The organism is Streptomyces sp. H51 (assembly GCF_035656535.1).
In the GTDB taxonomy this organism is placed as follows: domain Bacteria; phylum Actinomycetota; class Actinomycetes; order Streptomycetales; family Streptomycetaceae; genus Streptomyces.
The window spans coordinates 318,905-343,267 of record NZ_JAYMHD010000015.1 but is presented as its reverse complement, the minus strand read 5'-3'; the positions used below and the strand labels follow the sequence as shown (position 1 = coordinate 343,267).

At 72.0% G+C, this 24,363-nt stretch carries 15 protein-coding genes; 10 read left to right on the top strand and 5 right to left on the bottom strand.

The annotated features are described in order from the left end of the window. Nucleotides 1-284 precede the first annotated feature (284 nt). Complete coding sequence (locus VKA29_RS04660; protein ID WP_324783869.1) at nucleotides 285-3,287, top strand: bifunctional [glutamine synthetase] adenylyltransferase/[glutamine synthetase]-adenylyl-L-tyrosine phosphorylase; 3,003 nt, start codon at nucleotides 285-287, stop codon at nucleotides 3,285-3,287. Here VKA29_RS04660 and VKA29_RS04655 read toward each other — a convergent pair. Next, nucleotides 3,275-4,318, bottom strand: a complete 1,044-nt coding sequence (locus VKA29_RS04655; protein ID WP_324783868.1) for a phosphatase PAP2 family protein — start codon at nucleotides 4,316-4,318, stop codon at nucleotides 3,275-3,277. The two genes, VKA29_RS04660 and VKA29_RS04655, sit on opposite strands and share 13 nt — an antisense overlap. Before the next feature lie 163 nt (nucleotides 4,319-4,481). Beyond that, nucleotides 4,482-5,516: a LacI family DNA-binding transcriptional regulator gene (locus tag VKA29_RS04650; protein WP_324783867.1), complete on the bottom strand. Its 1,035-nt coding sequence runs from the start codon at nucleotides 5,514-5,516 to the stop codon at nucleotides 4,482-4,484. 439 nt (nucleotides 5,517-5,955) lie between these two features. Here VKA29_RS04650 and VKA29_RS04645 point away from each other — a divergent pair, with 439 nt between their 5' ends. From VKA29_RS04645 to VKA29_RS04610, 8 genes are all read left to right on the top strand, one after another. Further along, nucleotides 5,956-7,230 (top strand): extracellular solute-binding protein, encoded by a 1,275-nt coding sequence (locus VKA29_RS04645; RefSeq protein ID WP_324783866.1) that lies wholly within the window; start codon nucleotides 5,956-5,958, stop codon nucleotides 7,228-7,230. Nucleotides 7,231-7,328: 98 nt separating this feature from the next. Continuing rightward, a complete protein-coding gene (locus VKA29_RS04640; protein WP_324783865.1) occupies nucleotides 7,329-8,333 on the top strand; it encodes a sugar ABC transporter permease in 1,005 nt (334 codons plus the stop codon). A gap of 13 nt (nucleotides 8,334-8,346) precedes the next feature. After that, on the top strand, nucleotides 8,347-9,258 hold the full coding sequence (locus VKA29_RS04635; RefSeq protein WP_324783864.1) for a sugar ABC transporter permease: 912 nt from the start codon (nucleotides 8,347-8,349) through the stop codon (nucleotides 9,256-9,258). Nucleotides 9,259-9,367: 109 nt separating this feature from the next. Further along, nucleotides 9,368-11,119: a glycoside hydrolase family 13 protein gene (locus VKA29_RS04630; RefSeq protein ID WP_324783863.1), complete on the top strand. Its 1,752-nt coding sequence runs from the start codon at nucleotides 9,368-9,370 to the stop codon at nucleotides 11,117-11,119. Between the two features lie 320 nt (nucleotides 11,120-11,439). Further along, nucleotides 11,440-12,816 carry an alpha-amylase family protein gene (locus VKA29_RS04625; RefSeq protein ID WP_324783862.1) on the top strand — a complete coding sequence of 459 codons (1,377 nt, stop codon included), beginning with the start codon at nucleotides 11,440-11,442 and terminating at the stop codon, nucleotides 12,814-12,816. Between the two features lie 144 nt (nucleotides 12,817-12,960). Then, a complete protein-coding gene (pulA, locus tag VKA29_RS04620) occupies nucleotides 12,961-18,381 on the top strand; it encodes a pullulanase-type alpha-1,6-glucosidase (protein WP_324783861.1) in 5,421 nt (1,806 codons plus the stop codon). 71 nt (nucleotides 18,382-18,452) lie between these two features. Continuing rightward, nucleotides 18,453-20,072, top strand: a complete 1,620-nt coding sequence (locus VKA29_RS04615) for a fused response regulator/phosphatase (protein ID WP_324783860.1) — start codon at nucleotides 18,453-18,455, stop codon at nucleotides 20,070-20,072. Between the two features lie 26 nt (nucleotides 20,073-20,098). Continuing rightward, nucleotides 20,099-20,461, top strand: coding sequence for an isomerase (locus tag VKA29_RS04610; protein WP_324783859.1), 363 nt, complete (start codon nucleotides 20,099-20,101; stop codon nucleotides 20,459-20,461). A gap of 30 nt (nucleotides 20,462-20,491) precedes the next feature. On the opposite strand, the gene VKA29_RS04605 is transcribed toward VKA29_RS04610, so the two are convergent. The 3 genes from VKA29_RS04605 to VKA29_RS04595 form a co-directional block, all read right to left on the bottom strand. After that, a complete protein-coding gene (locus VKA29_RS04605) occupies nucleotides 20,492-21,181 on the bottom strand; it encodes a TetR/AcrR family transcriptional regulator (RefSeq protein ID WP_324783858.1) in 690 nt (229 codons plus the stop codon). A 120-nt stretch (nucleotides 21,182-21,301) separates the two neighbouring features. Then, a complete protein-coding gene (locus tag VKA29_RS04600; protein WP_324783857.1) occupies nucleotides 21,302-23,257 on the bottom strand; it encodes a hypothetical protein in 1,956 nt (651 codons plus the stop codon). A 49-nt stretch (nucleotides 23,258-23,306) separates the two neighbouring features. Beyond that, nucleotides 23,307-23,816: a tetratricopeptide repeat protein gene (locus VKA29_RS04595; protein ID WP_324783856.1), complete on the bottom strand. Its 510-nt coding sequence runs from the start codon at nucleotides 23,814-23,816 to the stop codon at nucleotides 23,307-23,309. A 120-nt stretch (nucleotides 23,817-23,936) separates the two neighbouring features. Between VKA29_RS04595 and VKA29_RS04590 the strand changes: the two genes are divergently transcribed. Then, nucleotides 23,937-24,359 (top strand): hypothetical protein, encoded by a 423-nt coding sequence (locus VKA29_RS04590; protein ID WP_324783855.1) that lies wholly within the window; start codon nucleotides 23,937-23,939, stop codon nucleotides 24,357-24,359. Nucleotides 24,360-24,363 lie beyond the last annotated feature (4 nt).

Sequence of the window (24,363 nt, the reverse complement as noted above, 5' to 3'; positions counted from 1 at the left end):
CCGAACCCCCGATTCCGCGCCGTTCCGAGGACGGACACCCCCCCCCCGGCCCCGACCCACCCCCCACCACCCGCGCTACGCGCACCCTTACCGAACCCGCACAGGCGCCGTAGGCACGACGCACCCTCCGAGTCCCGGGCAGGCCGCCGCAGGCACGACGCACCCTCCGAGTCCCGGGCAGGCCGCCGCAGGCACCCTCGTCAAGCCGCCGCAGGCACAACGCACACGCCGCCGCAGCCAGTTAGGCTCGACGCGTACCACCTTGATCCGACAGGAGGCCGAGGATGACCGCGCCGGGGCGCAGAAGCAGCACCTTCATACGGCTCCTGCGGCACGGCTTCACCGACCCGTCGGCCGCCGAGCGCCTCCTGGAAAGCCCGGAACTCACCGCCGTACGCAACGACCCGATCCTCCTCGACGCGCTCGGCGCCACCGCCGACCCCGACCTGGCCCTGCACGGCCTGGTCCGCCTCCTCGAAGCCCAGCCCGGCCCCGCCCCCACCGCCCGCCGCGAACTGCTCGACACGCTGACCTCGGCCAAGCCCTTCCGTGACCGCCTCCTCGGCGTGCTCGGCGCGTCCGCCGCCCTCGCCGACCACCTCGCCCGCCACCCCCGGGACTGGGAGGCGCTCGTCACGTACGAGCCGCGCGACCTGCACCCCGGCGTGCCGGAGTTCGAGCGGGGCCTGGCCGGCGCCACCGACCCGGTCGCACTCCGCGTCGCCTACCGCCGCTGCCTGCTGTCCATCGCCGCCCGCGACGTCTGCGGCACCATCGACGTCGCCCAGACCGCCGCCGAACTCGCCGACCTCGCCACCGCCACCCTGCGCGCCGCCCTCGCCGTGGCCTGCGCCGCCGCGCCCGGCGACGCCGCGCTGTGCCGGCTCGCGGTGATCGCGATGGGCAAGTGCGGCGGCCACGAACTGAACTACGTCTCCGACGTGGACGTCATCTTCGTCGGCCAGCCCGCCGACGGCGCCGACGAGGGCAAGGCGGTCCGGGCCGCCACGCGGCTCGCCTCGCACATGATGCGGATCTGCTCGGAGACGACCGTCGAGGGCTCGATCTGGCCGGTCGACGCCAACCTGCGCCCCGAGGGCCGCAACGGCCCCCTCGTCCGCACCCTCAGCAGCCACGTCGCCTACTACCAGCGCTGGGCCAAGACCTGGGAGTTCCAGGCCCTGCTCAAGGCCCGCCCGGTCGCCGGCGACCTCGCGCTGGGCGAGGAGTACATCGCCGCGCTCGACCCCCTGGTGTGGCAGGCGGCGGAGCGCGAGAACTTCGTGGCGGACGTGCAGAAGATGCGGCGCCGGGTCGTGGAGAACATCCCCGCCACGGAGATCGACCGGGAGCTGAAGCTCGGCCCGGGCGGCCTGCGGGACGTCGAGTTCGCCGTCCAGCTGCTGCAACTGGTGCACGGCCGGACCGACGCCGCGCTGCGCAGCGGCACCACGCTGGACGCGCTGCAGGCGCTGGCGAGAGGCGGGTACGTGGGCCGCGCCGACGCGGTCCAGCTCGAGGACGCCTACCGCTTCCTGCGCTCCATGGAGCACCGTATCCAGCTGTACCGGCTGCGGCGCACGCACCTCGTGCCCGTGGAGGAGGCCGACCGGCGCCGCCTCGGCCGCTCCCTCGGCCTGCGCATCGACCCGGCCGCCGAGCTCGACCGCGAGTGGCGGCGGCACACCGGCGCCGTACGCCGCCTGCACGAGAAGCTGTTCTACCGCCCGCTGCTCGACGCGGTCGCCCAGCTCGCCCCCGGCGAGGCGCGGCTGAGCCCGGAGGCGGCCCGCGAGCGGCTGGTCGCGCTCGGCTACGCGGACCCGGCGGCGGCCCTGCGCCACCTGGAGGCCCTGGCGTCCGGCGTGAGCCGCAAGGCGGCCATCCAGCGGACCCTGCTGCCCGTGCTGCTCGGCTGGTTCGCGGACTCCGCCGACCCGGACGCCGGGCTGCTGAACTTCCGCAAGGTGTCGGACGCGCTGGGCAGGACGCCGTGGTACCTGCGGCTGCTGCGCGACGAGGGCGCCGCCGCGGAGAACCTCGCGCGGGTGCTGTCGGCCGGGCGGCTCGCCCCCGACCTGCTGATGCGCGCCCCCGAGGCGGTGGCCCTGCTCGGCGACGGCGACGCCGGCGGCCTGAATCCGCGCGGGCGCGCGCAGCTGGAGCAGGAGATCCTGGCCGCCGTCGGCCGCGCCGGGACCGCCGAGCAGGGGGCCAACGCGGCCCGCGGCGTCCGGCGCCGGGAGCTGTTCCGTACGGCCGCCGCGGACATCGTCGGCTCCTACGGCACCGAGGCCCAGCCGGCCGAGGCCGACCAGGGCGCGCTGGTGGACCGGGTCGGCGCCGCGGTGTCCGACCTGACGGCCGCGACGATCGCGGGCACCCTGCGCGCGGTGGTCAGGGGCGGCTGGGGGGACACGCTGCCCACCCGGTTCGCCGTCATCGGGATGGGCCGCTTCGGCGGGCACGAGCTGGGGTACGGCTCCGACGCCGACGTGCTGTTCGTGCACGAGCCGCGGGAGGGCGTCGACGAGCGGGAGGCGGCGGACGCGGCGAACAAGGTCGTCGCCGAGATGCGACGGCTGCTCCAGCTGCCCAGCGCCGACCCGCCCCTGCTCATCGACGCCGACCTGCGCCCCGAGGGCAAGTCCGGCCCGCTGGTGCGCACCCTGAAGTCGTACGAGGCCTACTACCGCCGCTGGTCGCTGGTGTGGGAGGCGCAGGCGCTGCTGCGGGCGGAACCGGTCGCCGGCGACGAGGACCTGGGACGCGCCTTCGTCGAACTCGTCGACCCGCTGCGCTACCCGGCGCGCGGGCTCGGCGACGACGCGGTGCGGGAGATCCGCCGGCTGAAGGCGCGGATGGAGTCGGAACGGCTGCCGCGCGGCGCCGACCCGAAGCTGCACACCAAGCTGGGACCGGGCGGCCTGTCGGACGTGGAGTGGACCGTCCAGCTGCTGCAGATGCGGCACGGGGCTACCGAGCCGGGCCTGCGCACCACCCGCACCCGCGAGGCGCTCGCGGCCGCGGCCGCCGCCGGCCTGATCGCGCAGGAGGACGCCGCCGTCCTCGACGAGGCCTGGGTGCTGGCGACCCGGGTGCGCAACGCGGTGATGCTCGTGCGGGGACGGGCCGGCGACACCTTCCCGTCGAACGCGCGGGAGCTGGCCGCGGTGGGGCGCTACCTGGGATACGGCCCCGGGCACGTCGGCGACATGCTCGACGCGTACCGGCGCACCGCCCGCCGTGCCCGGGGCGTGGCGGAGACGCTGTTCTACGGGGCGTGAGGAGCCGCGGACCCGCCCTCCGAGAACCCGCCCTCCGACACGACCCTGCCCTCCGACACGACCCTGCCCTCCGAGAACCCGTCCGAAGCCCCCGCCGAAGCCCCCCGCGAAGCCACCACCGCTCCCGCCGAGGCCCCCCGCGAAGCCACCACCGCTGCCGCGGGTACCGCCCCCGCCTCCGTTGGCACCACCCCCGCCGGTTCCGCCCCCGCCGGCACCCGCGAGAGCGCGTACGGCACGCTGCCGTACCACACCCACGCCACCGCGAAGCCGAACGTGAGGCACAGCAGGCCGCCCACCGCGTCGAGCCAGAAGTGGTTGGCGGTGGCGACGATGACCACCAGCGTCGCCGCCGGGTAGAGCAGACCCAGCACCCGCACCCACGGCAGCCGGGCCAGCGCGAAGATCGTCAGTCCGCACCACAGGGACCAGCCGATGTGCATCGACGGCATCGCGGCGTACTGGTTCGACATGTGCTTCAGGTCGCCGGAGGCCATCGAGCCCCACGTCTCGTGGACCATGACCGTGTCGACGAAGCCGTCGCCGCGCATCAGACGCGGAGGCGCCAGCGGATACAGGTAGTAACCGACCAGGGCCACACCCGTCGTCGCGAACAGGGCCAGCCGGGTCGCCGCGTACCGGCCCGGGTGACTGCGGTACAGCCACACCAGCACACCCAGCGTCACCACGAAGTGCAGTGTCGCGTAGTAGTAGTTCATGCCGACGATCAGCCAGGTCACCGAGTTGAGGCCGTGGTTGACGGAGTCCTCGACGGCGATGCCCAGCTGACGCTCCGTCTGCCAGATCCAGTCGGCGTTGCGCAGCGCCTCGGTCCGCTGCTCCGGGACGGCGTTGCGGATCAGCGAGTACGTCCAGTAACTCACCGCGATCAGCAGGATCTCGATCCAGATGCGGGGCCGGCCCGGAGAACGCAGCCGGCGCAGCCGGCCCGCCCGGTCGTCGCCCGTGACGGCCTGCGGAACGGCCACTTGCCCGCGGTCTTCCGGCCTGGTCACGAACGAGTCACCCATAGGCACAAAGTCTGCCAGAAACGCCTTCTGCCCCGATCATCCACCGGTCGGGTCCGCACCGCACGTTCTCCGCCCTGAGCACGATTCCGCCCTGAGACAGACCAAGGACCACCTGACGCATGCCAAGGACCACCTGACGCATGCCAAGGACCTGAGACACGCGCTACGAACGGTTCCGCTCCCCGGGCGCCGAAGCGGTCGAACCGCGCACCACCAGCTCCGGCATGAACACGAACTCGCTGTGCGGCGCCGGCGTCCCGCCGATCTCCTCCAGCAGCGTGCGCACCGCCGCCTGCCCCATCGCCGGGACCGGCTTGCGGATCGTGGTCAGCGGCGGGTCGGTGAAGGCGATCAGCGGGGAGTCGTCGAAGCCGACGACGGAGAAGTCCTTCGGGACCTCCAGGCCGCGCTGCCGGGCGGCCCGTATCGCGCCGAGCGCCATCATGTCGCTCGCGCACACCACCGCCGTGCAGTTCCGGTCGATCAGCGCGGTCGCGGCGGCCTGGCCGCCCTCCAGGGTGTAGAGCGAGTGCTGGACCAGCTCCGACTCGACCGTCTCCGCGCTCAGCCCCAGCTGGTCCTGCACGGCGCGCACGAACCCCTCGATCTTGCGCTGCACGGGCACGAACCGCTTCGGACCCAGGGCCAGGCCGATCCGGGTGTGCCCCAGCGACACCAGGTGCGTGACCGCCAGCGTCATCGCCGCGCGGTCGTCGGGCGAGATGAACGGCGCCTGCACCTTCGGCGAGAAGCCGTCCACCAGCACGTACGGCACGCCCTGGGCGCGCAGCCGGTCGTAGCGCTCCATGTCGGCGGTGGTGTCGGCGTGCAGTCCGGAGACGTAGATGATCCCGGCGACCCCGCGGTCGACGAGCATCTCCGTCAGCTCGTCCTCCGTCGAGCCGCCCGGGGTCTGGGTGGCCAGCACCGGGGTGTAGCCCTGCCGCGTCAGTGCCTGGCCGATGACCTGGGCGAGCGCCGGAAAAATGGGGTTCTCCAGCTCCGGGGTGATCAGGCCCACCAGGCCCTCGCTGCGCTGCCGCAGGCGCACCGGGCGTTCGTAGCCCAGGACGTCGAGCGCGGCCAGCACGGACTGGCGCGTGGTGGCGGCGACCCCCGGCTTCCCGTTGAGGACGCGGCTGACGGTCGCTTCGCTCACCCCCGCCTGAGCAGCGATATCGGCAAGCCGTGTGGTCACAGGACTCGACTGTAGCGGGCGCATGTCGCTCTGCGCGCCAATCGGACGCCGTGCGCGGCCGGTTGCACGGCTCGCTGCGGGCTGCTGCGTCATCGCGGTCCCTCGTGTTCGTCTTCGGCGTCCGTCTTCGGCGTCCGTCCGCAAGGGATGATTCCCCCGTCGGCAACATATGGCAAGAGCTTGCAGAGTCTTGCACAGGTGCCCCGCACCGCGCTCAACGGCGTCGATGGGGGGTTTCAAGGGGGTCGAGAGCAGGTCACGGGCGGGTAACTCTCGAATCGTCTTGCAGTTTTTTGCAGCAAGGTCTTTCGCTGCGCTTACATCGCTGTTACGTTCCCTGTCGCCCGGCCGCGGCAACGGCGCAGTCGGCAACACGGCAGGGAGCGGCAGACGGGGCCGCCCCCCGCACCACACGGGCTTTCACCCTCAAGGAGAACTCATGCGGCGTGGCATAGCGGCCACCGCGCTGGTGGCGTCCCTCGCCCTCGCGGCGACGGCCTGCGGCGGAAGCGACAGCGGCGACAACAAGGCCGACGGTCCGGTCACCATCACCTGGTGGGACACCTCCAACGCCACGAACGAGGCGCCGACGTACAAGGCCCTGGTCAAGCAGTTCGAGGCCGCCAACAAGGGCATCAAGGTCAAGTACGTCAACGTCCCCTTCGACCAGGCGCAGAACAAGTTCGACACCGCCGCCGGCTCCAAGGGCGCCCCGGACGTGCTGCGCAGCGAGGTCGGCTGGACCCCCGCCTTCGCCAAGAAGGGCTACTTCCTGCCGCTGGACGGCACCGAGGCCCTCGCGGACCGGAGCAAGTTCCAGCCCAACCTGATCGAGCAGGCCAAGTACGACGGCAAGACCTACGGCGTGCCGCTGGTCACCGACACCCTCGCGCTGGTCTACAACAAGGCGCTGTTCGAGAAGGCCGGCATCACCGAGGCCCCCAAGACCTGGGACGAGCTGAAGGCCGACGCCGCCAAGATCAAGACCAAGGCCAAGGTCGACGGCTACTGGGGCTCCACCCAGGCCTACTACGCGCAGACCTTCCTCTACGGCGAGGGCACCGACACCGTCGACGCCGCCGCCAAGAAGGTCACCGTGAACTCGGACGCCGCGAAGAAGGCGTACGGCACCTGGCTGAGCATGTTCTCCGGCAAGGGCCTGCACAAGGCCGACACCACCGCCGACGCCTACGCCCACATCCAGGACGCGTTCGTCAACGGCAAGGTCGCCGCGATCATCCAGGGCCCCTGGGAGATCACGAACTTCTACAAGGGTTCGGCCTTCTCGGACAAGTCCAACCTCGGCATCGCCACCGTCCCGGCCGGCTCCACCGGCAAGGCGGGCGCCCCGACCGGCGGCCACAACCTGTCGGTGTACGCCGGTTCCGACTCGGCGCACCAGAAGGCGGCACTGAAGTTCGTGAACTTCATGACCTCCGCGAAGACGCAGACGCAGATCGCGCTGAAGAACTCCACCCTGCCGACCCGCGACGACGCCTACACCGCCGAGGTCAAGGCCGACCCGGGCATCGCCGGCTACCAGACCGTGCTGCCCGCCGCCCAGCCGCGGCCGGCCCTGCCGGAGTACAGCTCCCTGTGGGGCCCGCTGGACACCGAGCTGCCGAAGATCGCCGGCGGCAAGGAGTCCCTCGACAAGGGGCTGGGCAACGCCGAACTGGCCATCGCCAAGCTGGTGCCCGACTTCAGCAAGTAAGCACGATCGGCCGCCGGGTCCCCCGCACACGGAAGGGGGGTCCGGCGGCACCGGCCTGTGCCCGGCCCGTCCCGTAGAACTTCCAGAAGGTGTCGAACATGACAGTCGCCATCGACCGCGCGACCGGCAGGCGCCGCGGTGACCGCGCGCCCGAGCCCGGGCTGGGCCGGCGCCTCAAGAACAGCTACCGAAGGCACTGGTACGCCTACGCGATGATCACCCCGGTGGCGGTCGTCCTCGGCGTCCTCGTGCTCTACCCCCTGGCGTACGGCCTCTACCTCACCCTCACCGACGCCAACAGCCTCAACACCGCGCGCACGATCGGCGTCAACCACATCGACGCCACCTACAAGTTCATCGGGCTCGACAACTACAAGGACATCCTGTTCGGCGCGACGTCGTACGACCGCTTCTGGTCGCACTTCATCTGGACGATCGTGTGGACCGCGCTGTGCGTCGCCCTGCACTACTCGATCGGCCTCGGTCTCGCCCTGCTGCTCAACCAGCGGATGCGCGGCCGTACCTTCTACCGGCTGATCCTGATCCTGCCCTGGGCCGTGCCGACCTTCGTCACCGTCTTCGGCTGGCGCTTCATGCTCGCCGACGGCGGCATCATCAACCTCTTCCTCGACGCCCTGCACCTGCCGGCGCCGGACTGGCTGGAGGACACCTTCTGGCAGCGGTTCGCCGCCATCATGGTCAACACCTGGTGCGGTGTGCCGTTCATGATGGTCTCGCTGCTCGGCGGCCTGCAGTCCATCGACTCCTCGCTGTACGAGGCCGCCGAGATGGACGGCGCCACCGCCTGGCAGCGCTTCCGTTACGTCACCCTTCCGGGCCTGCGGTCCGTCAGCTCCACCGTCGTCCTGCTCGGCATCATCTGGACCTTCAACCAGTTCGCCGTGATCTTCCTGCTGTTCGGCAACACCGCCCCGGACGCCCAGATCCTCGTGACGTGGGCCTACTACCTGGGCTTCGGGCAGCAGCCGCGTGACTTCGCGCAGTCGGCCGCGTACGGCATCCTGCTGCTGGCCATCCTGATCGTCTTCACCTCCTTCTACCGCCGCTGGCTGAACCGCGACGAGCAGCAGCTCGCGATCTGAGGCAGGAGCTTTCATGAGTACGACCACCGTCGAGACCTCCGCCGACGTGACCAAGAAGGACGCCGCGGCCGCCCCGCCGCGCGGGGCCCGCCGGCGCGGCGAGCGCAGCCCCGGCGCCGTGTTCGCCTCGCACGCCGTCCTGATCACGGCGAGCCTGATCGCCCTCTTCCCGATCGCCTGGCTGGTCTACCTGTCCCTCGGCCCGGACAAGGACGACTACCTCCACCCGGGTGGCATCTGGGCGAAGATGACGTTCGACAACTACTCGTTCGTCGTCCAGCACACCGAGTTCTTCAATTGGCTGAAGAGCTCCCTGATCGTCTCGCTCGGCACCACGGTCGTCGGCGTCCTGATCGCCGCGACCACCGGCTACGCGGTCTCCCGGATGCGCTTCCCCGGCTACAAGAAGTTCATGTGGGTGCTCCTGGTCACCCAGATGTTCCCGGTGGCCGTACTGATGGTGCCGATGTACCAGATCCTGTCGGACCTTCAGCTCATCGACAACTACCTCGGCCTGATCCTCGTGTACTGCTCGACCGCGGTGCCGTACTGCGCGTGGCTGCTGAAGGGCTACTTCGACACCATCCCCTTCGAGATCGACGAGGCCGGCCGCGTCGACGGGCTGACCCCGTTCGGCACCTTCGCCCGCCTGATCCTGCCGCTCGCCAAGCCGGGCCTGGCCGTCGCCGCCTTCTACAGCTTCCTCACGGCCTTCGGCGAGGTCGCGTTCGCGTCGACGTTCATGCTGTCGGACACGAAGTACACCTTCGCCGTCGGCCTGCAGACCTTCGTCAGCGAGCACGACGCGCAGCGCAACCTGATGGCCGCGACCGCGGTGCTGATCGCGATACCGGTCTCCGCGTTCTTCTACCTCGTGCAGAAGAACCTGGTCACCGGACTCACCGCGGGCGGCACGAAGGGCTGACGCCCCGGACCCCGGGGCGGCCGCGGCTTCTGTCCGGCCCCGCTGTCACCGCGGCCGCCTCGTCATCCGCCGCCGTATCCACCACCCGATCCTCGTCACCAAGGACGCCATGAGCCAGCAGCACTCCGCCGACCCGGCCCCGACGCCTTCCTCCCGAGCAGCCGTCGCCACCGTCGCCAAGCGCAGCGACTGGTGGCGGGACGCGGTGATCTACCAGGTCTATCCGCGCAGTTTCGCCGACAGCAACGGAGACGGCATGGGCGACCTGGAAGGCGTCCGCATCCGTCTGCCGTACCTGCGCGACCTCGGGGTGGACGCCGTGTGGCTCAGCCCCTTCTACGCCTCACCGCAGGCCGACGCCGGCTACGACGTCGCCGACTACCGCGCCGTGGACCCCATGTTCGGCAACCTCCTGGACGCCGACGCGCTGATCCGGGACGCGCACGCGCTCGGCCTGCGGATCATCGTCGACCTGGTGCCCAACCACTCCTCCGACCAGCACGAGTGGTTCAAGCGGGCGCTGCGCGAGGGCCCCGGCTCCCCGCTGCGCGACCGCTACCACTTCCGCCCCGGCAAGGGTGCCGGCGGCGAACTGCCGCCCAACGACTGGGAGTCCATCTTCGGCGGCCCGGCCTGGACCCGGGTCACCGAACCGGACGGCACCCCCGGCGAGTGGTACCTGCACCTCTTCGCCCCCGAGCAGCCCGACTTCAACTGGGAACACCCGGCCGTCGGCGACGAGTTCCGCTCCATCCTGCGCTTCTGGCTCGACATGGGCGTCGACGGCTTCCGCATCGACGTCGCCCACGGCCTGGTCAAGGCCGACGGCCTGCCCGACCTCGGCTCCCACGACCAGGTGAAGCTGCTGGGCAACGATGTCATGCCGTTCTTCGACCAGGACGGCGTGCACGAGATCTACCGGCAGTGGCGACTGATCCTCGACGAGTACGCCGGGAGTGAGCAGGGGCCCGAAGGGCCTTCCGCGGAAGAGCGGGGGCGGGAGACGGGTGGGCGGATCTTCGTCGCCGAGGCGTGGACGCCGACCGTCGAGCGGACCGCCAACTACGTCCGCCCGGACGAGCTGCACCAGGCCTTCAACTTCCAGTACCTGGCCACCGCATGGGACGCCGCGGAGCTGCGCGAGGTCATCGACCGCACGCTGGAGTCGATGCGCCCGGTCGGCGCCCCCGCCACCTGGGTGCTGTCCAACCACGACGTCACCCGGCACGCCACCCGCTTCGCCAACCCGCCCGGCCTCGGCACCCAGATCCGCCTCGCCGGCGACCGCGAACTGGGCCTGCGCCGCGCCCGCGCGGCGACCCTGCTGATGCTGGCGCTGCCCGGCTCCGCCTACGTGTACCAGGGTGAGGAACTCGGCCTCCCGGACGTCGTCGACCTGCCCGACGAGGTGCGCCAGGACCCGGCGTACTTCCGCGGCGCCGGCCAGGACGGCTTCCGCGACGGCTGCCGGGTGCCGATCCCGTGGACGCGCACGGGATCGTCGTACGGCTTCGGCGGCGCGGGCAGCTGGCTGCCGCAGCCGGCGGGCTGGGGCGAGCTGAGCGTCGAGGCCCAGACCGGCGTCCCCGGCTCGACGCTGGAGATGTACCGCTCCGCCCTCGCCGTGCGCCGCTCCCACCCCGACCTGGGCGCGGGCGACGCGGTGGAGTGGCTGCGCGCACCGGAGGGCGTACTGGCCTTCCGCCGCGGCGACTTCGTGTGCGTCGCCAACACCGCCGGCGAGCCGGTGACCACCCCGGCCTACGGCCGGGTCCTGCTGGCCAGCGGCGAGATCGCCGAGACGGCGGACGGCGAGGCGAAGCTGCCCGCCGACACCACGGTCTGGTGGACGACCGCCTGACACCCGGCGCCTGACGCGCGCGGCGGCCCGGTCACCGTTTCCCCGGTGACCGGGCCGCGTGGTGCGGGGTCCCGCCTCCGGCTGTCGCCGGTGCGGTCAGGGGCGCGTCGGGGTTCCGGAGAGCCCCGGAGGAACCTTCGAGAACGGGGGACGGGGTCCGTACGACTCCTGAGCGTGGGGTGTTTGAGCGATTCACGTCAAGGTCGGGGCTGAAAACTCTTGCCGTGATTTGCATGACTCTTGCTGTAAGTCTTTCGGCAGCGGTACGGTCACCGCCGCCCGGCAACGACGCCCGGCCGTCACCGCAAGGAGCCCCCACCGTGATACGGAGATGGTCCGTCACCGCGACCGCGCTCGCCGCCACGGCGGCAGCCGTCCTGGCCCCCGGAACCGCCCACGCCTCCCCACCCGGCACCAAGGACGTCACCGCGGTCCTCTTCGAGTGGAACTACGCCTCGGTCGCCAAGGAGTGCACCGGCACCCTCGGCCCGGCCGGCTACGGATACGTCCAGGTCTCACCGCCCGCCGAGCACATCCAGGGCTCGCAGTGGTGGACGTCGTACCAGCCCGTCAGCTACAAGATCGCCGGCCGTCTCGGCGACCGCACGGCCTTCCGGAACATGGTGAACACCTGTCACTCGGCCGGCGTCAAGGTCGTCGTCGACACGGTGATCAACCACATGTCGGCGGGCAGCGGCACCGGCACCGGCGGCTCGTCGTACACGAAGTACAACTACCCCGGCCTGTACTCGAGTTACGACTTCGACGACTGCACCGCGCAGGTCTCGAACTACCAGGACCGCTGGAACGTCCAGCACTGCGAACTGGTCGGCCTGGCCGACCTCGACACGGGTGAGGAGTACGTCCGCAGGACCATCGCGGGGTACATGAACGACCTGCTCACCCTCGGCGTCGACGGCTTCCGCATCGACGCGGCCAAGCACATCGACACTGCCGACCTCGCCAACATCAAGTCCCGGCTGACGAACCCGAACGCCTACTGGAAGCAGGAGGTCATCTACGGCAGCGGGGAGGCCGTCCAGCCCACCGAGTACACCGGCAACGGGGACGTGCAGGAGTTCCGCTACGCCTACGACCTCAAGCGCGTCTTCAACAACGAGAACCTCGCCTACCTGAAGAACTACGGCGAGGGCTGGGGCTACATGAGCGGCTCGGTGGCCGGCGTCTTCGTCGACAACCACGACACCGAGCGCAACGGCTCCACCCTGAACTACAAGGACGGCGCCAACTACACCCTGGCCAACGTGTTCATGCTCGCCTGGCCCTACGGCGCCCCGGACGTCAACTCCGGCTACGAGTGGTCCGATGCGGACGCCGGCCCGCCCAACGGCGGCCAGGTCGACGCCTGCTGGCAGAACGGCTGGAAGTGCCAGCACGCCTGGCCGGAGATCAAGTCCATGGTCGCCTTCCGCAACGCGGTGCGGGGCCAGTCGGTGACCGACTGGTGGGACAACGGCGGCGACGCGATCGCCTTCGGGCGGGGCGCCAAGGGCTACGTCGCCATCAACCACGAGCCGGGCGCGCTGAGCCGGACCTACCAGACCTCGCTGCCCGCGGGCACGTACTGCAACGTGCAGAACAACACGACCGTGACGGTGAACGGCAGCGGCCAGTTCACCGCCACCCTGGGCGCGAACACCGCCCTGGCGATCTACGCGGGCAAGTCGAGCTGCTGATCCACCGGGTGCGCGGTTGAAAGTTCTTACCAGTTCTTTCAGGACTCTTGCTGTAAGCGTTTCGACGGCGATACGGTCGCGCGGAATCGGACCCACCAGAGCCGTAAGCGCCAACAGGGCCGTAAGCGCAAGGAGTCCACGTCTGTGATACCGAGATGGCCGACGCCGTCGAGGCGCCGTACCGCGCATGCCGGACGAGTCGCTGCGGTCACCGTGACCGCACTGGCCGCAGCACTCGTCCAGCCCCTCGCCGCCAGGGCCGACACCCCGCCCCCGCCGCCGTCCGACGCGAGGCTCGCCGCCGAGCCCGCCCGGCACGACGACACCCGGGAGCAGTTCTACTTCGTCATGCCGGACCGGTTCGCCAACGGCGACACCGCCAACGACAGGGGCGGCCTGACCGGCAGCCGCCTGTCCACCGGCTACGACCCCACCGACAAGGGCTTCTACCAGGGCGGCGACCTCAAGGGCCTGACGAAGAAGCTCGACTACATCAAGGGTCTGGGCACCACCGCCATCTGGATGGCCCCGATCTTCAAGAACCGGCCCGTGCAGGGGACGGGCGACAACGCCTCGGCCGGCTACCACGGTTACTGGATCACCGACTTCACCCAGGTCGACCCGCACTTCGGCACCAACGCCGACCTGGAGACCCTCATCGACAAGGCGCACGCCAAGGGCATGAAGGTCTTCTTCGACGTCATCACCAACCACACCGCCGACGTCGTCGACTACGAGGAGAAGTCCTACAACTACCTTTCCAAGGGTGCCTTCCCGTACCTGACGAAGGACGGCGAGCCCTTCGACGACGCCGACTACGCGGACGGCACCCGCGGCTTCCCCGCGGTCGACGCCGACTCCTTCCCGCGCACCCCGAAGGCCACCGGCGCGGACAAGGTCCCGTCCTGGCTCAACGACCCGACGATGTACCACAACCGGGGCGACTCCACCTACGCGGGCGAGTCCACCACGTACGGCGACTTCTCCGGGCTCGACGACCTGTGGACCGAGCGTCCCGAGGTGGTCAAGGGGATGGAGAAGATCTACCAGCGCTGGGTGCGCGACTTCGACATCGACGGCTTCCGCATCGACACCGTCAAGCACGTCGGCATGGAGTTCTGGACCCAGTGGGCCACCGCCCTCGACGCCTACGCCAAGAAGCGCGGCCGGGACGACTTCTTCATGTTCGGCGAGGTCTACTCGGCCGACACCTCCATCACCTCGCCGTACGTCACCCAGGGCCGCCTCGACGCCACCCTCGACTTCCCCTTCCAGGAGGCGGCCCGCCAGTACGCCTCCCAGGGCGGCAGCGCGCGCAAGCTCGCCTCCGTCTTCGGCGACGACTACAAGTACACGACCGACAAGGCCAACGCCTACGAGCAGGTCACCTTCCTCGGCAACCACGACATGGGCCGCATCGGCCACTTCCTGAACCAGGACAACCCGAAGGCCACCGACGCGGAGATCCTGAAGAAGGACGAGCTGGCCAACGAGCTGATGTTCCTCAGCCGCGGCAACCCGGTCGTCTACTACGGCGACGAGCAGGGCTTCACCGGCTCCGGCGGCGACAAGGACGCCCGCCAGACGATGTTCGCCTCGAAGGTCGCCGACTACCTCGACGACGAGGAGATCGGCACCGACCGCACCCACGCCAGCGACGCCTACGACCGGGCCGCCCCGCTGTACCGGCAGATCGCGGCGCTGTCCAAGCTGCGCAAGGCCAACCCGGCGCTCGCCGACGGCGTGCAGACCGAGCGTTACGCGGCCGACGGCGCCGGCGTCTACGCCTTCTCCCGCACCGACGCCAGGACCGGCACCGAGTACGTCGTCGCCTTCAACAACGCCGCCGAGGCCAGGACGGCGACCTTCCCGACCGGCTCCGCCGCGATGCGGTTCACCGGCCTCTACGGCACCGACGCCACGGTCACCTCGGACGCCGACAAGAAGATCACCGTCACCGTGCCGGCCGGCTCGGCGATCGTGCTGAAGGCCGCGGGCCGGCTCGCCGCCCCGGCCGCGAAGCCGACCGTCACCCTGACCGCCCCGGCGGCCGGCGCCACCGGCACCGTCGAGGTCGGCGCCGACACCGACGGCGGCCGGCTGAACCGGGTCGTCTTCGCCGCCCAGACCGGCAACGGTCCCTGGCAGGTGCTCGGCTCCGCCGACCACGCCCCCTACAAGGTCACCCAGGTCATCGGCAAGGACGTACCGGCCGGCACCGCCCTGCGCTACAAGGCGGTCGTGATCGACTCGGCCGGGCACACCGCGAGCGCCACGGCGAGCAGCACCACCGGCACCCCGCCCGCCGAGGAGGTGCCCACCGCCTCCTCCCGCGACTACGCGGTCGTCCACTACAAGCGCGCCGACGGCGACTACGGCAACTGGGGCCTGTACGCCTGGGGTGACCTCGCCGACGGCGAGGCCACGAACTGGCCGGACAGCCACCCGTTCACCGGCCGCGACGCCTACGGCGCCTTCGCCTGGGTCAAGCTGAAGCCGGGCGCCTCCGGCGTCGGGTTCCTCGTCATCGACAAGGACGGCAACAAGGACGTCTCCGCCGACCGGTCCATCGACGTCACCAGGACCGGTGAGGTCTGGATCGAGCAGGGCAAGGCCGACGTGCAGACGCAGCGGCCCGACCAGCCCGCCCAGGACACCACCAAGGCGGTGCTGCACTACCACCGCGCTGGGGGCACCTCCCAGGCTTTCGGCTCTGGGGGAGGGGACTACGACGGCTGGGGCCTGCACGTGTGGACGGGCGCGGCGAACCCCACCGAGTGGTCGAACCCCCTGAAGCCGGTGAAGACTGACGCCTATGGTGCGGTCTTCGAGGTGCCGCTCAGCGACGGCGCCACCAGCCTCAGCTACATCCTCCACAAGGGCGACGAGAAGGACCTGCCCGCCGACCAGTCCCTGGACCTCAAGACCAACGGTCACGAGGTGTGGCTGTTGAACGGCCAGGAGAAGTACCTGCTGCCGCAGCCCGCGGGCAGCGCGGCCGCGCTCGACCTGACCACCTCCAAGGCGGTCTGGATCGACCGGAACACCGTCGTCTGGAACGGGTCCGACGCCGCAGCCTCCACCCAGCTGGTCTACTCCCGCGACGGCTCGATCACCGTCAAGGACGGTGCCCTCACCAGCGACGACGAGCGCTGGCTGCGGCTGACCAGGACCAGCCTCACCGACGCGCAGAAGGCGAAGTTCCCGCACCTGAGGAACCACACCGCCTTCTCCGTCGACCCGCGCGACCGCGACCGGGTCCGCGCGGCCCTGCGCGGCCAGGTCGTCGCCTCCCAGCGCGCGGCCAACGGCGCGGTGCTCGCGGCGACCGGTGTGCAGATCGCCGGCGTGCTCGACGACCTGTACGACGCGACGGCGGCGAAGCTCGGCCCGGTCTTCCACCACGGCAGGCCCACCCTGTCCGTGTGGGCGCCGACCGCGCGGTCCGTGAAGCTGGACCTGGCCGGAGCCACCGTCCCCATGAAGCGCGACGCCGCCACCGGCGTCTGGTCCGTCACCGGCCCGGCGTCCTGGAAGGGCAAGCCCTACCGGTACGTGGTCAGGGTGTGGGCGCCCAGCGTCCGCAAGGTCGTCACCAACGAGGTCACCGACCCCTACTCGCTGGCCCTCACCGCGAACTCGGAGCGCAGCCTGGTCGTCGACCTCGACGACCGGTCCCTCGCCCCGAGCGGCTGGTCGGCGTACACCAAGCCCGCCGCCGTGCCGCTCAGGGACGCGCAGATCCAGGAGCTGCACATCCGCGACTTCTCGGTCGCGGACCGCACCTCCGCCCACCCCGGCACCTACCTGGCCTTCACCGACAAGGACAGCGACGGCTCGAAGCACCTGCGCAGGCTCGCGAAGTCCGGCACCTCCTACGTCCACCTGCTCCCGGCGTTCGACATCGCGACGATCCCCGAGCGGAAGGCCGACCAGGCCACCACCGACTGCGACCTGGCCTCCTACCCGGCCGACTCCGACAAGCAGCAGGAGTGCGTGGCGAAGACCGCCGCGAAGGACGCCTACAACTGGGGCTACGACCCGTACCACTACACGGTCCCCGAGGGCTCCTACGCCACCGACCCGGACGGCACGGCCCGCACGGTCCAGTTCCGCAGGATGGTCAAGGCGCTCAACGAGGACGGCCTCCGGGTCGTGATGGACGTCGTCTACAACCACACCGCGGCCGGCGGCCAGGCGGACACCTCCGTCCTGGACAGGGTGGTGCCCGGCTACTACCAGCGGCTCCTCGCCGACGGCTCGGTGGCCAACAGCACCTGCTGCGCCAACACCGCCCCCGAGAACGCCATGATGGGCAAGCTGGTCGTCGACTCGGTCGTCACCTGGGCCAAGGAGTACAAGGTCGACGGCTTCCGCTTCGACCTCATGGGCCACCACCCGAAGGCCAACATCCTGGCGGTGCGCAAGGCCCTGGACGCGCTGACCCCCGCGAAGGACGGCGTCGACGGCAAGAAGATCATCCTGTACGGCGAGGGCTGGAACTTCGGCGAGGTCGCCGACGACGCCCGCTTCGTGCAGGCCACCCAGAAGAACATGGCCGGCACCGGCATCGCCACCTTCTCCGACCGGGCCCGTGACGCGGTGCGCGGCGGCAGCCCCTTCGACGCCGACCCCGGCATCCAGGGTTTCGCCTCCGGCCTCTACACCGACCCCAACTCCTCCACCGCCAACGGCACTCCGGCCGAGCAGAAGGCCCGCCTGCTGCACTACCAGGACCTGATCAAGGTCGGGCTGTCCGGCAATCTCGCCAAGTACCGCTTCACCGGCACCGACGGCACGGAGGTCACCGGCGCCGAGGTCGACTACGGCGGCTCGCCCGCCGGCTACGCCGACGCGCCCGGCGACGCCCTCGCCTACGTGGACGCGCACGACAACGAGTCCCTGTTCGACGCGCTGACCTACAAGCTGCCCGCGTCGACGAGCCCCGCCGACCGGGCCCGGATGCAGGTCCTGGCGATGGCGACGGCCGCCCTCTCGCAGGGCCCGTCCCTGTCCCAGGCCGGCACCGACCTGCTGCGCTCGAAGTCGCTGGACCGCAACTCCTACGACAGCGGCGACTGGTTCAACGCCATCCACTGGAACTGCGCCGACGGCAACGGCTTCGGCCGCGGGCTGCCTCCGGCGGCCGACAACGCCTCCAAGTGGCCGTACGCGAAGCCCCTGCTGAGCACGGTGAAGGTGGGCTGCCCGCAGATCGACGCGGCCTCCGGCGCCTACCGCGACCTGCTGCGGATCCGCACCACGGAGAGCGTCTTCTCGCTCGCCACCGCCGACCAGGTGCAGTCGAAGCTCTCCTTCCCGCTGTCGGGGAAGGAGGAGACGCCGGGCGTGATCACCATGGAACTGGGTGACCTCGTCGTCGTGTTCAACGCGACGCCGAAGGAGAGCACGCAGCGGGTCGACGCCCTCGCGGGCACGGCCTACCGGCTGCACCCGGTGCAGCGCGACGGGACGGACACGGTCGTCAAGTCCGCCTCCTACGACCGCCGGTCCGGGACGTTCACCGTTCCGGCCAGGACGGTGGCGGTCTTCTCCCGCGGCTAGCGCTCGGGCACTACCTTGGTGGGGCAGGCCGCCGCAGCGGTCTGCCCCACCGGTGCTGTCCAGGGGCTGATATGGACGTCGACGGCAAGCCGAGCGACATGACCGTGCTGGTCGTGGAGGACCCGGCCGCCGGCCGGTACGCCCTGGGCCGCGTGCTGCGGCGCGCCGGCCACCGGGTGGTCCCGGCCACCACCGCCGGCGAGGCGCTCGACGAAGTCGACGTACGGCTGCGCAAGGGCATCCTGCCCGACGTGGCCCTGGTCGACGTGGGCCTGCCGGACATGAGCGGTTTCGAGCTGTGCCGCCGGCTCAAGGCGCGGCCGCGCACGGCCGGCCTGCCCGTCGTGCACTTCTCGGCCTCCGCCCTGGCCCCGGGCGACCGCCACCGGGTGCTCGACGCGGGCGGCGAGGCGTATCTGACGGTGCCGGCCGAGCCGGAGGAGATCGAGGCGGTGGTCCGCTCCGCGGTGCGTGCCGCGCGGCTGCGCGCCGACGACCGGGCGGTCCTGCGGCGGCTGACACTGCTGTCGGAGGCGATCGTCACCGTGCAGACCGCGCGTTCCCTGCCGGAACTCGCCGACGCCGCGGCCGAGGGCACCGCCCGGCTGACCGGCACCCCCGCCGCCGTCTTCGTCCTCGGCACCGACGACGAGCTGTACCGCGGCCTGTCCCGCGACCGCACCTCGCTCGCGCTGCCGGACGAGGACGCCCACCGGGCCGTGGCCGCGGTGCTCAGGCGGCTCACCCGCGGGCAGGCCGGGGTGCAGCTCACCACCGTCCCGGCGCCGCTGTGGCCCGCCGGGTTCTTCCGGCCCGGCGTGCAGCACGACGCCCGCCTCGCGCTGGTCCTCACCGAGGAGGGCAGGGCGCCGGTGTGCCTGGCCGCGCCCACCCGGGGCATGCGCCGGCTCGGTCCCGAGGACGAGGCGCTGGTGGCCCGGCTGGCGCAGGCCACCGCCCTGGCCGCCGAGCCGCTGCTGATGTACCAGGCCGAACGGCACGTCGCCCTCACCCTCCAGCACAGTTTCCTGCCCCAGCCGCACCGGCTGCCGTCGCTGCCCGGCGTCGACGTCGCCGTGCGGTACGTGCCCGCGTCCCGGCAGACCGAGATCGGCGGCGACTTCTACGCCGTCCTGCGCACCGGGCAGGGCGTGCTCGCCGTGGTCGGCGACGTCGTCGGGCACTCGCTGGAGGCGGCCACCGTGATGGTGGAGATCCGGCACGCGCTGCGCGCCTACTGCGTGGAGGAGAGCGACCCGGCCGTGCTCGCCGGGCGGCTGGACCGGATGCTGCGGCACTACCACCCCGAGGTCACCGCCACCGTCTGCCTGGCGTTGATCGACCCGGACACCGGGCGCACCCGCGTCGCCAACGCGGGCCACATCCCGCCGCTCGTCGTCCGGGATGCCGGCAGCGCCGACTACGTCGAGGCCGCGGGCCCGCTGCTGGGCCTGGGTGTGCCCCATCCGCCGCCCACCGAGGTGCTGTTGGAGCGCACCGACCGGCTCCTGATGGTCACCGACGGCCTGATCGAGACCCGCGGCACCGACCTGTCGGTCTCCATGGAGCAGCTGCGGGCGGCCGCCGCCGGGTCGCTGCCCGGCCTGGACGCCCTGTGCGACACGCTCCTGACCTGCTTCGGTCACGACCGGGAGGACGACATCGCGATGCTGGCCCTGCGGTTGGGGTGAGTCCGCCGACCCGGAAGAGGAGCCCCATGCCGCAGATCACCGTCGACCACTCGGACCTCCTCGGGTCCGCCTGCGACCGGGAGGGCTTCGCCCGGGACCCGCACGCCGCGGTCGTCGAGACGGCGCACGCCGAGCCGGAGGCCTGCAAGACGCAGTTCCGCCCGTCCGCGCTCACCGCGTTCGGCCACGACGATCCCGGCGAGCGCGGTCACGCCGTCGTGCACGTCACCGTCGGACTGCTCGCCGGCCGCACCGACGAGACGAAGGCGAGGCTGACCGAGGCGGTGCTGGAGCCGCTGAGGAAGCACGTGGCCGACGACGGCCCGGTGCCGCACGCCTCCGCCGAGATCCGCGACCTGGACGCGTCCTACCGGAAGTTCGAGCGCTGACGGGTCGGGGCCGGGCAGCGACCGGCGCGGTCAGGACGCCAGCGCGATCAGCCGCGCGGCCAGCTCGCTGAACGGGCCGTCGCCCGGCTCGTCCTGCAAGGTTCGGCGCAGCAGCGCGCCCGTCTCCTCGTCGTGGACGGCGCTCACCGCGGCCAGCGCGGCGAAGTCGTGGACGAGCTGCACCTCCAGCTCGGCGCGCGGGATGCGCCGGCCGTCCAGCCAGATCAGCGCCGTCGACTCGGCGAGCGAGATCCAGGAGCGGACGACCAGTTCCAGTCGCGGGGGCGCCTCCTGGATGCCGAGGTGCGACAGGATCTGGTCGTACGCGGCCTGCCGTACGGAGTCGATGAGCGCGTTCGTCGCCGACGAGCCGACGGCCGGACCGCCGCGCATCAGCGCCGAGAAGCCGGGGCCGTGCTCCTCCACGAAGTCGAAGAAGCGGCGCATCACCCGCAGCAGCCGCGCCCCCAGCGGCCCTTGCCGCGGTTCCACGAACCGGCCCGCGAGATCGTCCGCGGCACGCCTCAACGCGGCCTCGTACAGGCTGAGTTTGCCGGGGAAGTAGTGGTACACCAGCGGGCGCGAGATGCCGGCGGCGGAGGCTATCTCGTCGATGGAGACGTCGTCGGGCGAGCGTTGGCTGAACAGTTCGAGGGCGACGCCGATCAACTGCTGCCGCCGTTCCTCGACTCCCATTCTGCGGCGTACCCCGGTAGTCATGCGCACACCTTACCGATCGATTCCGGCCCCGAACGGGCCGCAGCGACCAAAGACGTTCACATGTTCCGCACCGGACGATCACGGTGGGTCCACGGCATGTCGAGGGCGGGGCCACGGCGTTCAGCCGAGTCCGCTGACCTTCCGCCCGTCCTCCAGGGTTCCCCGCAGTTCCGCCCGGGCCCCCTGTGCGGCGGGCGCCGTCAGCAGGCCGCCCGGCGCGGTCGCGCGGACCCCGCCGGTCGCGCCGATCGAGGTCGTGTCCGGGCTCCCCGCGGCCAGCAGGTACCAGTTTCCCGCCCGCGACTTCCACAGCACCCCGGCCAGCACCTGCGGATCCCGCGGCCCGCATGCCGGGACGTCGTCGGCCTTCGCCGCCACCGCCCCCAGCCGCCCGCCCGGGGTGTGGAACTGGGCCAGCACCCGCGTGCCGCCGCCCCGCCAGGTCTCCGCCCGCGTGCACACCCAGTCCGCCGTCCCGCTCGCGTCGGGCAGCGGCTGCCGGGCGTACGCCCAGGCGTTGACGTCGCGCACGCCCGCGGAGCGCATCGCGGCCAGCGAGCAGGCGTACGGCGCCCACGCACGCAGCGCCTGCGTGCCGTCCGTCTCCTCGCCCGAGCCGGGGCGGCCCGTGGTCAGCCGGGCCGGGACCAGTTCGCCCAGGTCGGTCAGCAGCCGCGTGCCGGCGCTGTCGGTCACCTCCAGCACGCGCCACGACGAGCAGCGGCCGGTCTGCAGGGCGGGCCCGGCCAGCGGCCCGGTGACGCCGCCGGTCAGGCCCAGGCCGAGCGCGGCGGCGTCCGGCTCCAGCAGGTCCCGCTCGGCCGCCTTCTTCACCCAGGGCGCCGTCAGATAGCGGACGTTGCCGTCGGAGCGGCCCAGGACCAGGGCGCTCGCCTCGTCCCGTCCGGCGCCGTCGACCCGCGCGAAGTCGAGCGCGGCGCCCCGGTCGCCGGCCTTCGGCTCGGCGTAGCGGACGATGCGCAGACCGTCGTAGAGGATCACCACGTGCGCGCTGTCCACGGTTCCGGCGTACAGCAGTTGGGGAGGTCCGGCGGGGCCGCCGGACGGGGTGCCGGGGGTCGCGGAGACCTGGACGGACCCGCCGGGGCGCGCCCACACGGCGAGGGCGCGGCGCAGCAGGGCCCCGTCGCCGGTGCGGTCGCCGCGCGCGGGCCAGACGGAGAAGTCGGTGCGGCTCGCGGACTCCCAGGCGGTGGGGGAGACCTTGGTGAGCCGGGCCGGGTCGAGGGCGGTCTCGGCGGCCGGGTTGCGCGCGTAGGCGGGCGCCGCGGCGCCGTCGGGGCTCCAGCCGCCGTCGGGCAGCCCGAACAGCGCCCCGCACACCGCGAGCGCCGCCGCCGCGGCGAGCGCGGCCCGCGTGTGCTGCCTGCGCCGCACCAGGTCGGTGGGCCGGGCCTGCAGCGAACACGGGTCGAACTCGGGGGAGTCGAGCAGCGCGTACCGGGCCGGCACGCCGTCGGCCTCCCGCAGCGCCGCGTCCGCGTCGTCGACGCCGGCGGCGGCCAGGACCCGGCGGACCTGATCGTCGGCGAGCCCCTCCAGGCCGCGCAGCACGTACGCGGCGCGGGCCGGCCCGGACAGCGCGGAGAGCCGCTGGTCCAGGGAGAGTCCGTCGGCGCCGCCGGAGTGCGGGAACAGCCGCAGGCCGCACACCAGGGGCAGCAGCGGCGGCAGCTGGGACCGCTTCGGCCACGCCGCACGCTTCAGCGGCAGGCCCGCCTCCAGCGCCGTGCGCAGCACCTGGCAGCGGACATAGGCGTAACCGGAGTCGCTCTCGCCGCCGTCGCCCGCTCTCGACCGCGACCGGGCGTGGGCACCTCCGCTCTGGGCCGGGACCGCGGCTGCCCGCGCCCGGCGCCGCGGCAGGGCGCGCTGGGCGAGGGCGTGCGCCGTGACCACGCGCCGGTTGCGGCCCAGGCTCGGCGGCAGCACCAGGTAGGCGAGCCGGACCAGCCGCGGGTAGTGCTCGACGAGCGCGGCTTCGGCCCGGTCGACGTCGACGGACGGGCCGGAGCGGGACGGTGCGGTGGGCGGGGCGGCATCCTGTGACTGCACGTTCAGCGAAACGAGCCAGTCGTCGGATGGTCACCGCCACCCGGGTGAATCAGGCCCCGGGCTCCACCAGCAGCCGCGCGTAGTTCGCCATGGACCGCTGGTAGCGCGGCAGATGGCGGGCGAGTGCGCCGATGACGAGGGACAGGCCCTCGCGGTCCCGGCCGAGCGCGGACAGGCACAGCGCCAGAGTCGCCCGCACAGCGTCGTCCAACTCGTCCGATTCGGCTTCCAGTTCGGGCAGCAGCAGCTCGACGCCCGCCTCGGGCTGTCCGATGTTGCGCAGCGAACTGGCGAGCTGGATCCTGGTCCGCCTGCCCCTGTAGCGGCTGACGTCGTCCAGCCCGCGGGCGAGCGCCTCCCGGTACAGCGGCACGGCCCGGTCCGAGTGACCGGTGGAGTCCCAGGCGCAGGCCTGCTCGAAGGGCCCGAGCGGGCTGTCGGCGGGCAGTTCGGCGACCAACTCGTCGATCACCGCCCGGAAGGCGGCCCCGTCGTCCTCGGCGTAGTCCTCGAAGGTCGCCCAGGCGGCGGCCACGCGCTCTTCCCAGTCCTGGTTCACGGGCTACACCCTCGCACACCCGTACTCGTACGCGCGCGGGATTTGAGCGCCCCGCGCCCCGCAGCCGTATCGAAAGGGGAAGGGCCCCTCGCCGGGGCCGTGACGGGACCGGAGGAACAGATGAGGCTGACCCGACCGATGCTCGCGGTGGCCGGCGCCGCGGCCGTGGTGGCACTGGCGGGCTGTTCGGGCGACGGCGCCGCGGCCGCCAAGGTGCCGGCCACCGCCGGCGGCAGCCTGGAGAGCCTGGCCGCCCGGGTGAAGTGCAGGCCGGACATCCAGACGGACGCCGACGAGATCCGCCAGGCCATCTGCAGGGTCCCCGACGGCAGGTTCGTCCTCGCCACCTTCGCCACCGACCGCGGCCAGCGCGAATGGCTCGACGACGCCAAGGACTACGGCGGTCACTACCTCGTCGGCCGCAAGTGGGTCGCCGTCGGCGACGACGGGCTGGTCGAGGAGCTGCGCGGCACGCTGGGCGGCGACCTGGAGGCCGGCGCCGACCACTCCGGGCACGGCGGCCACGGCGGCCACGGCGGCTGAGCGG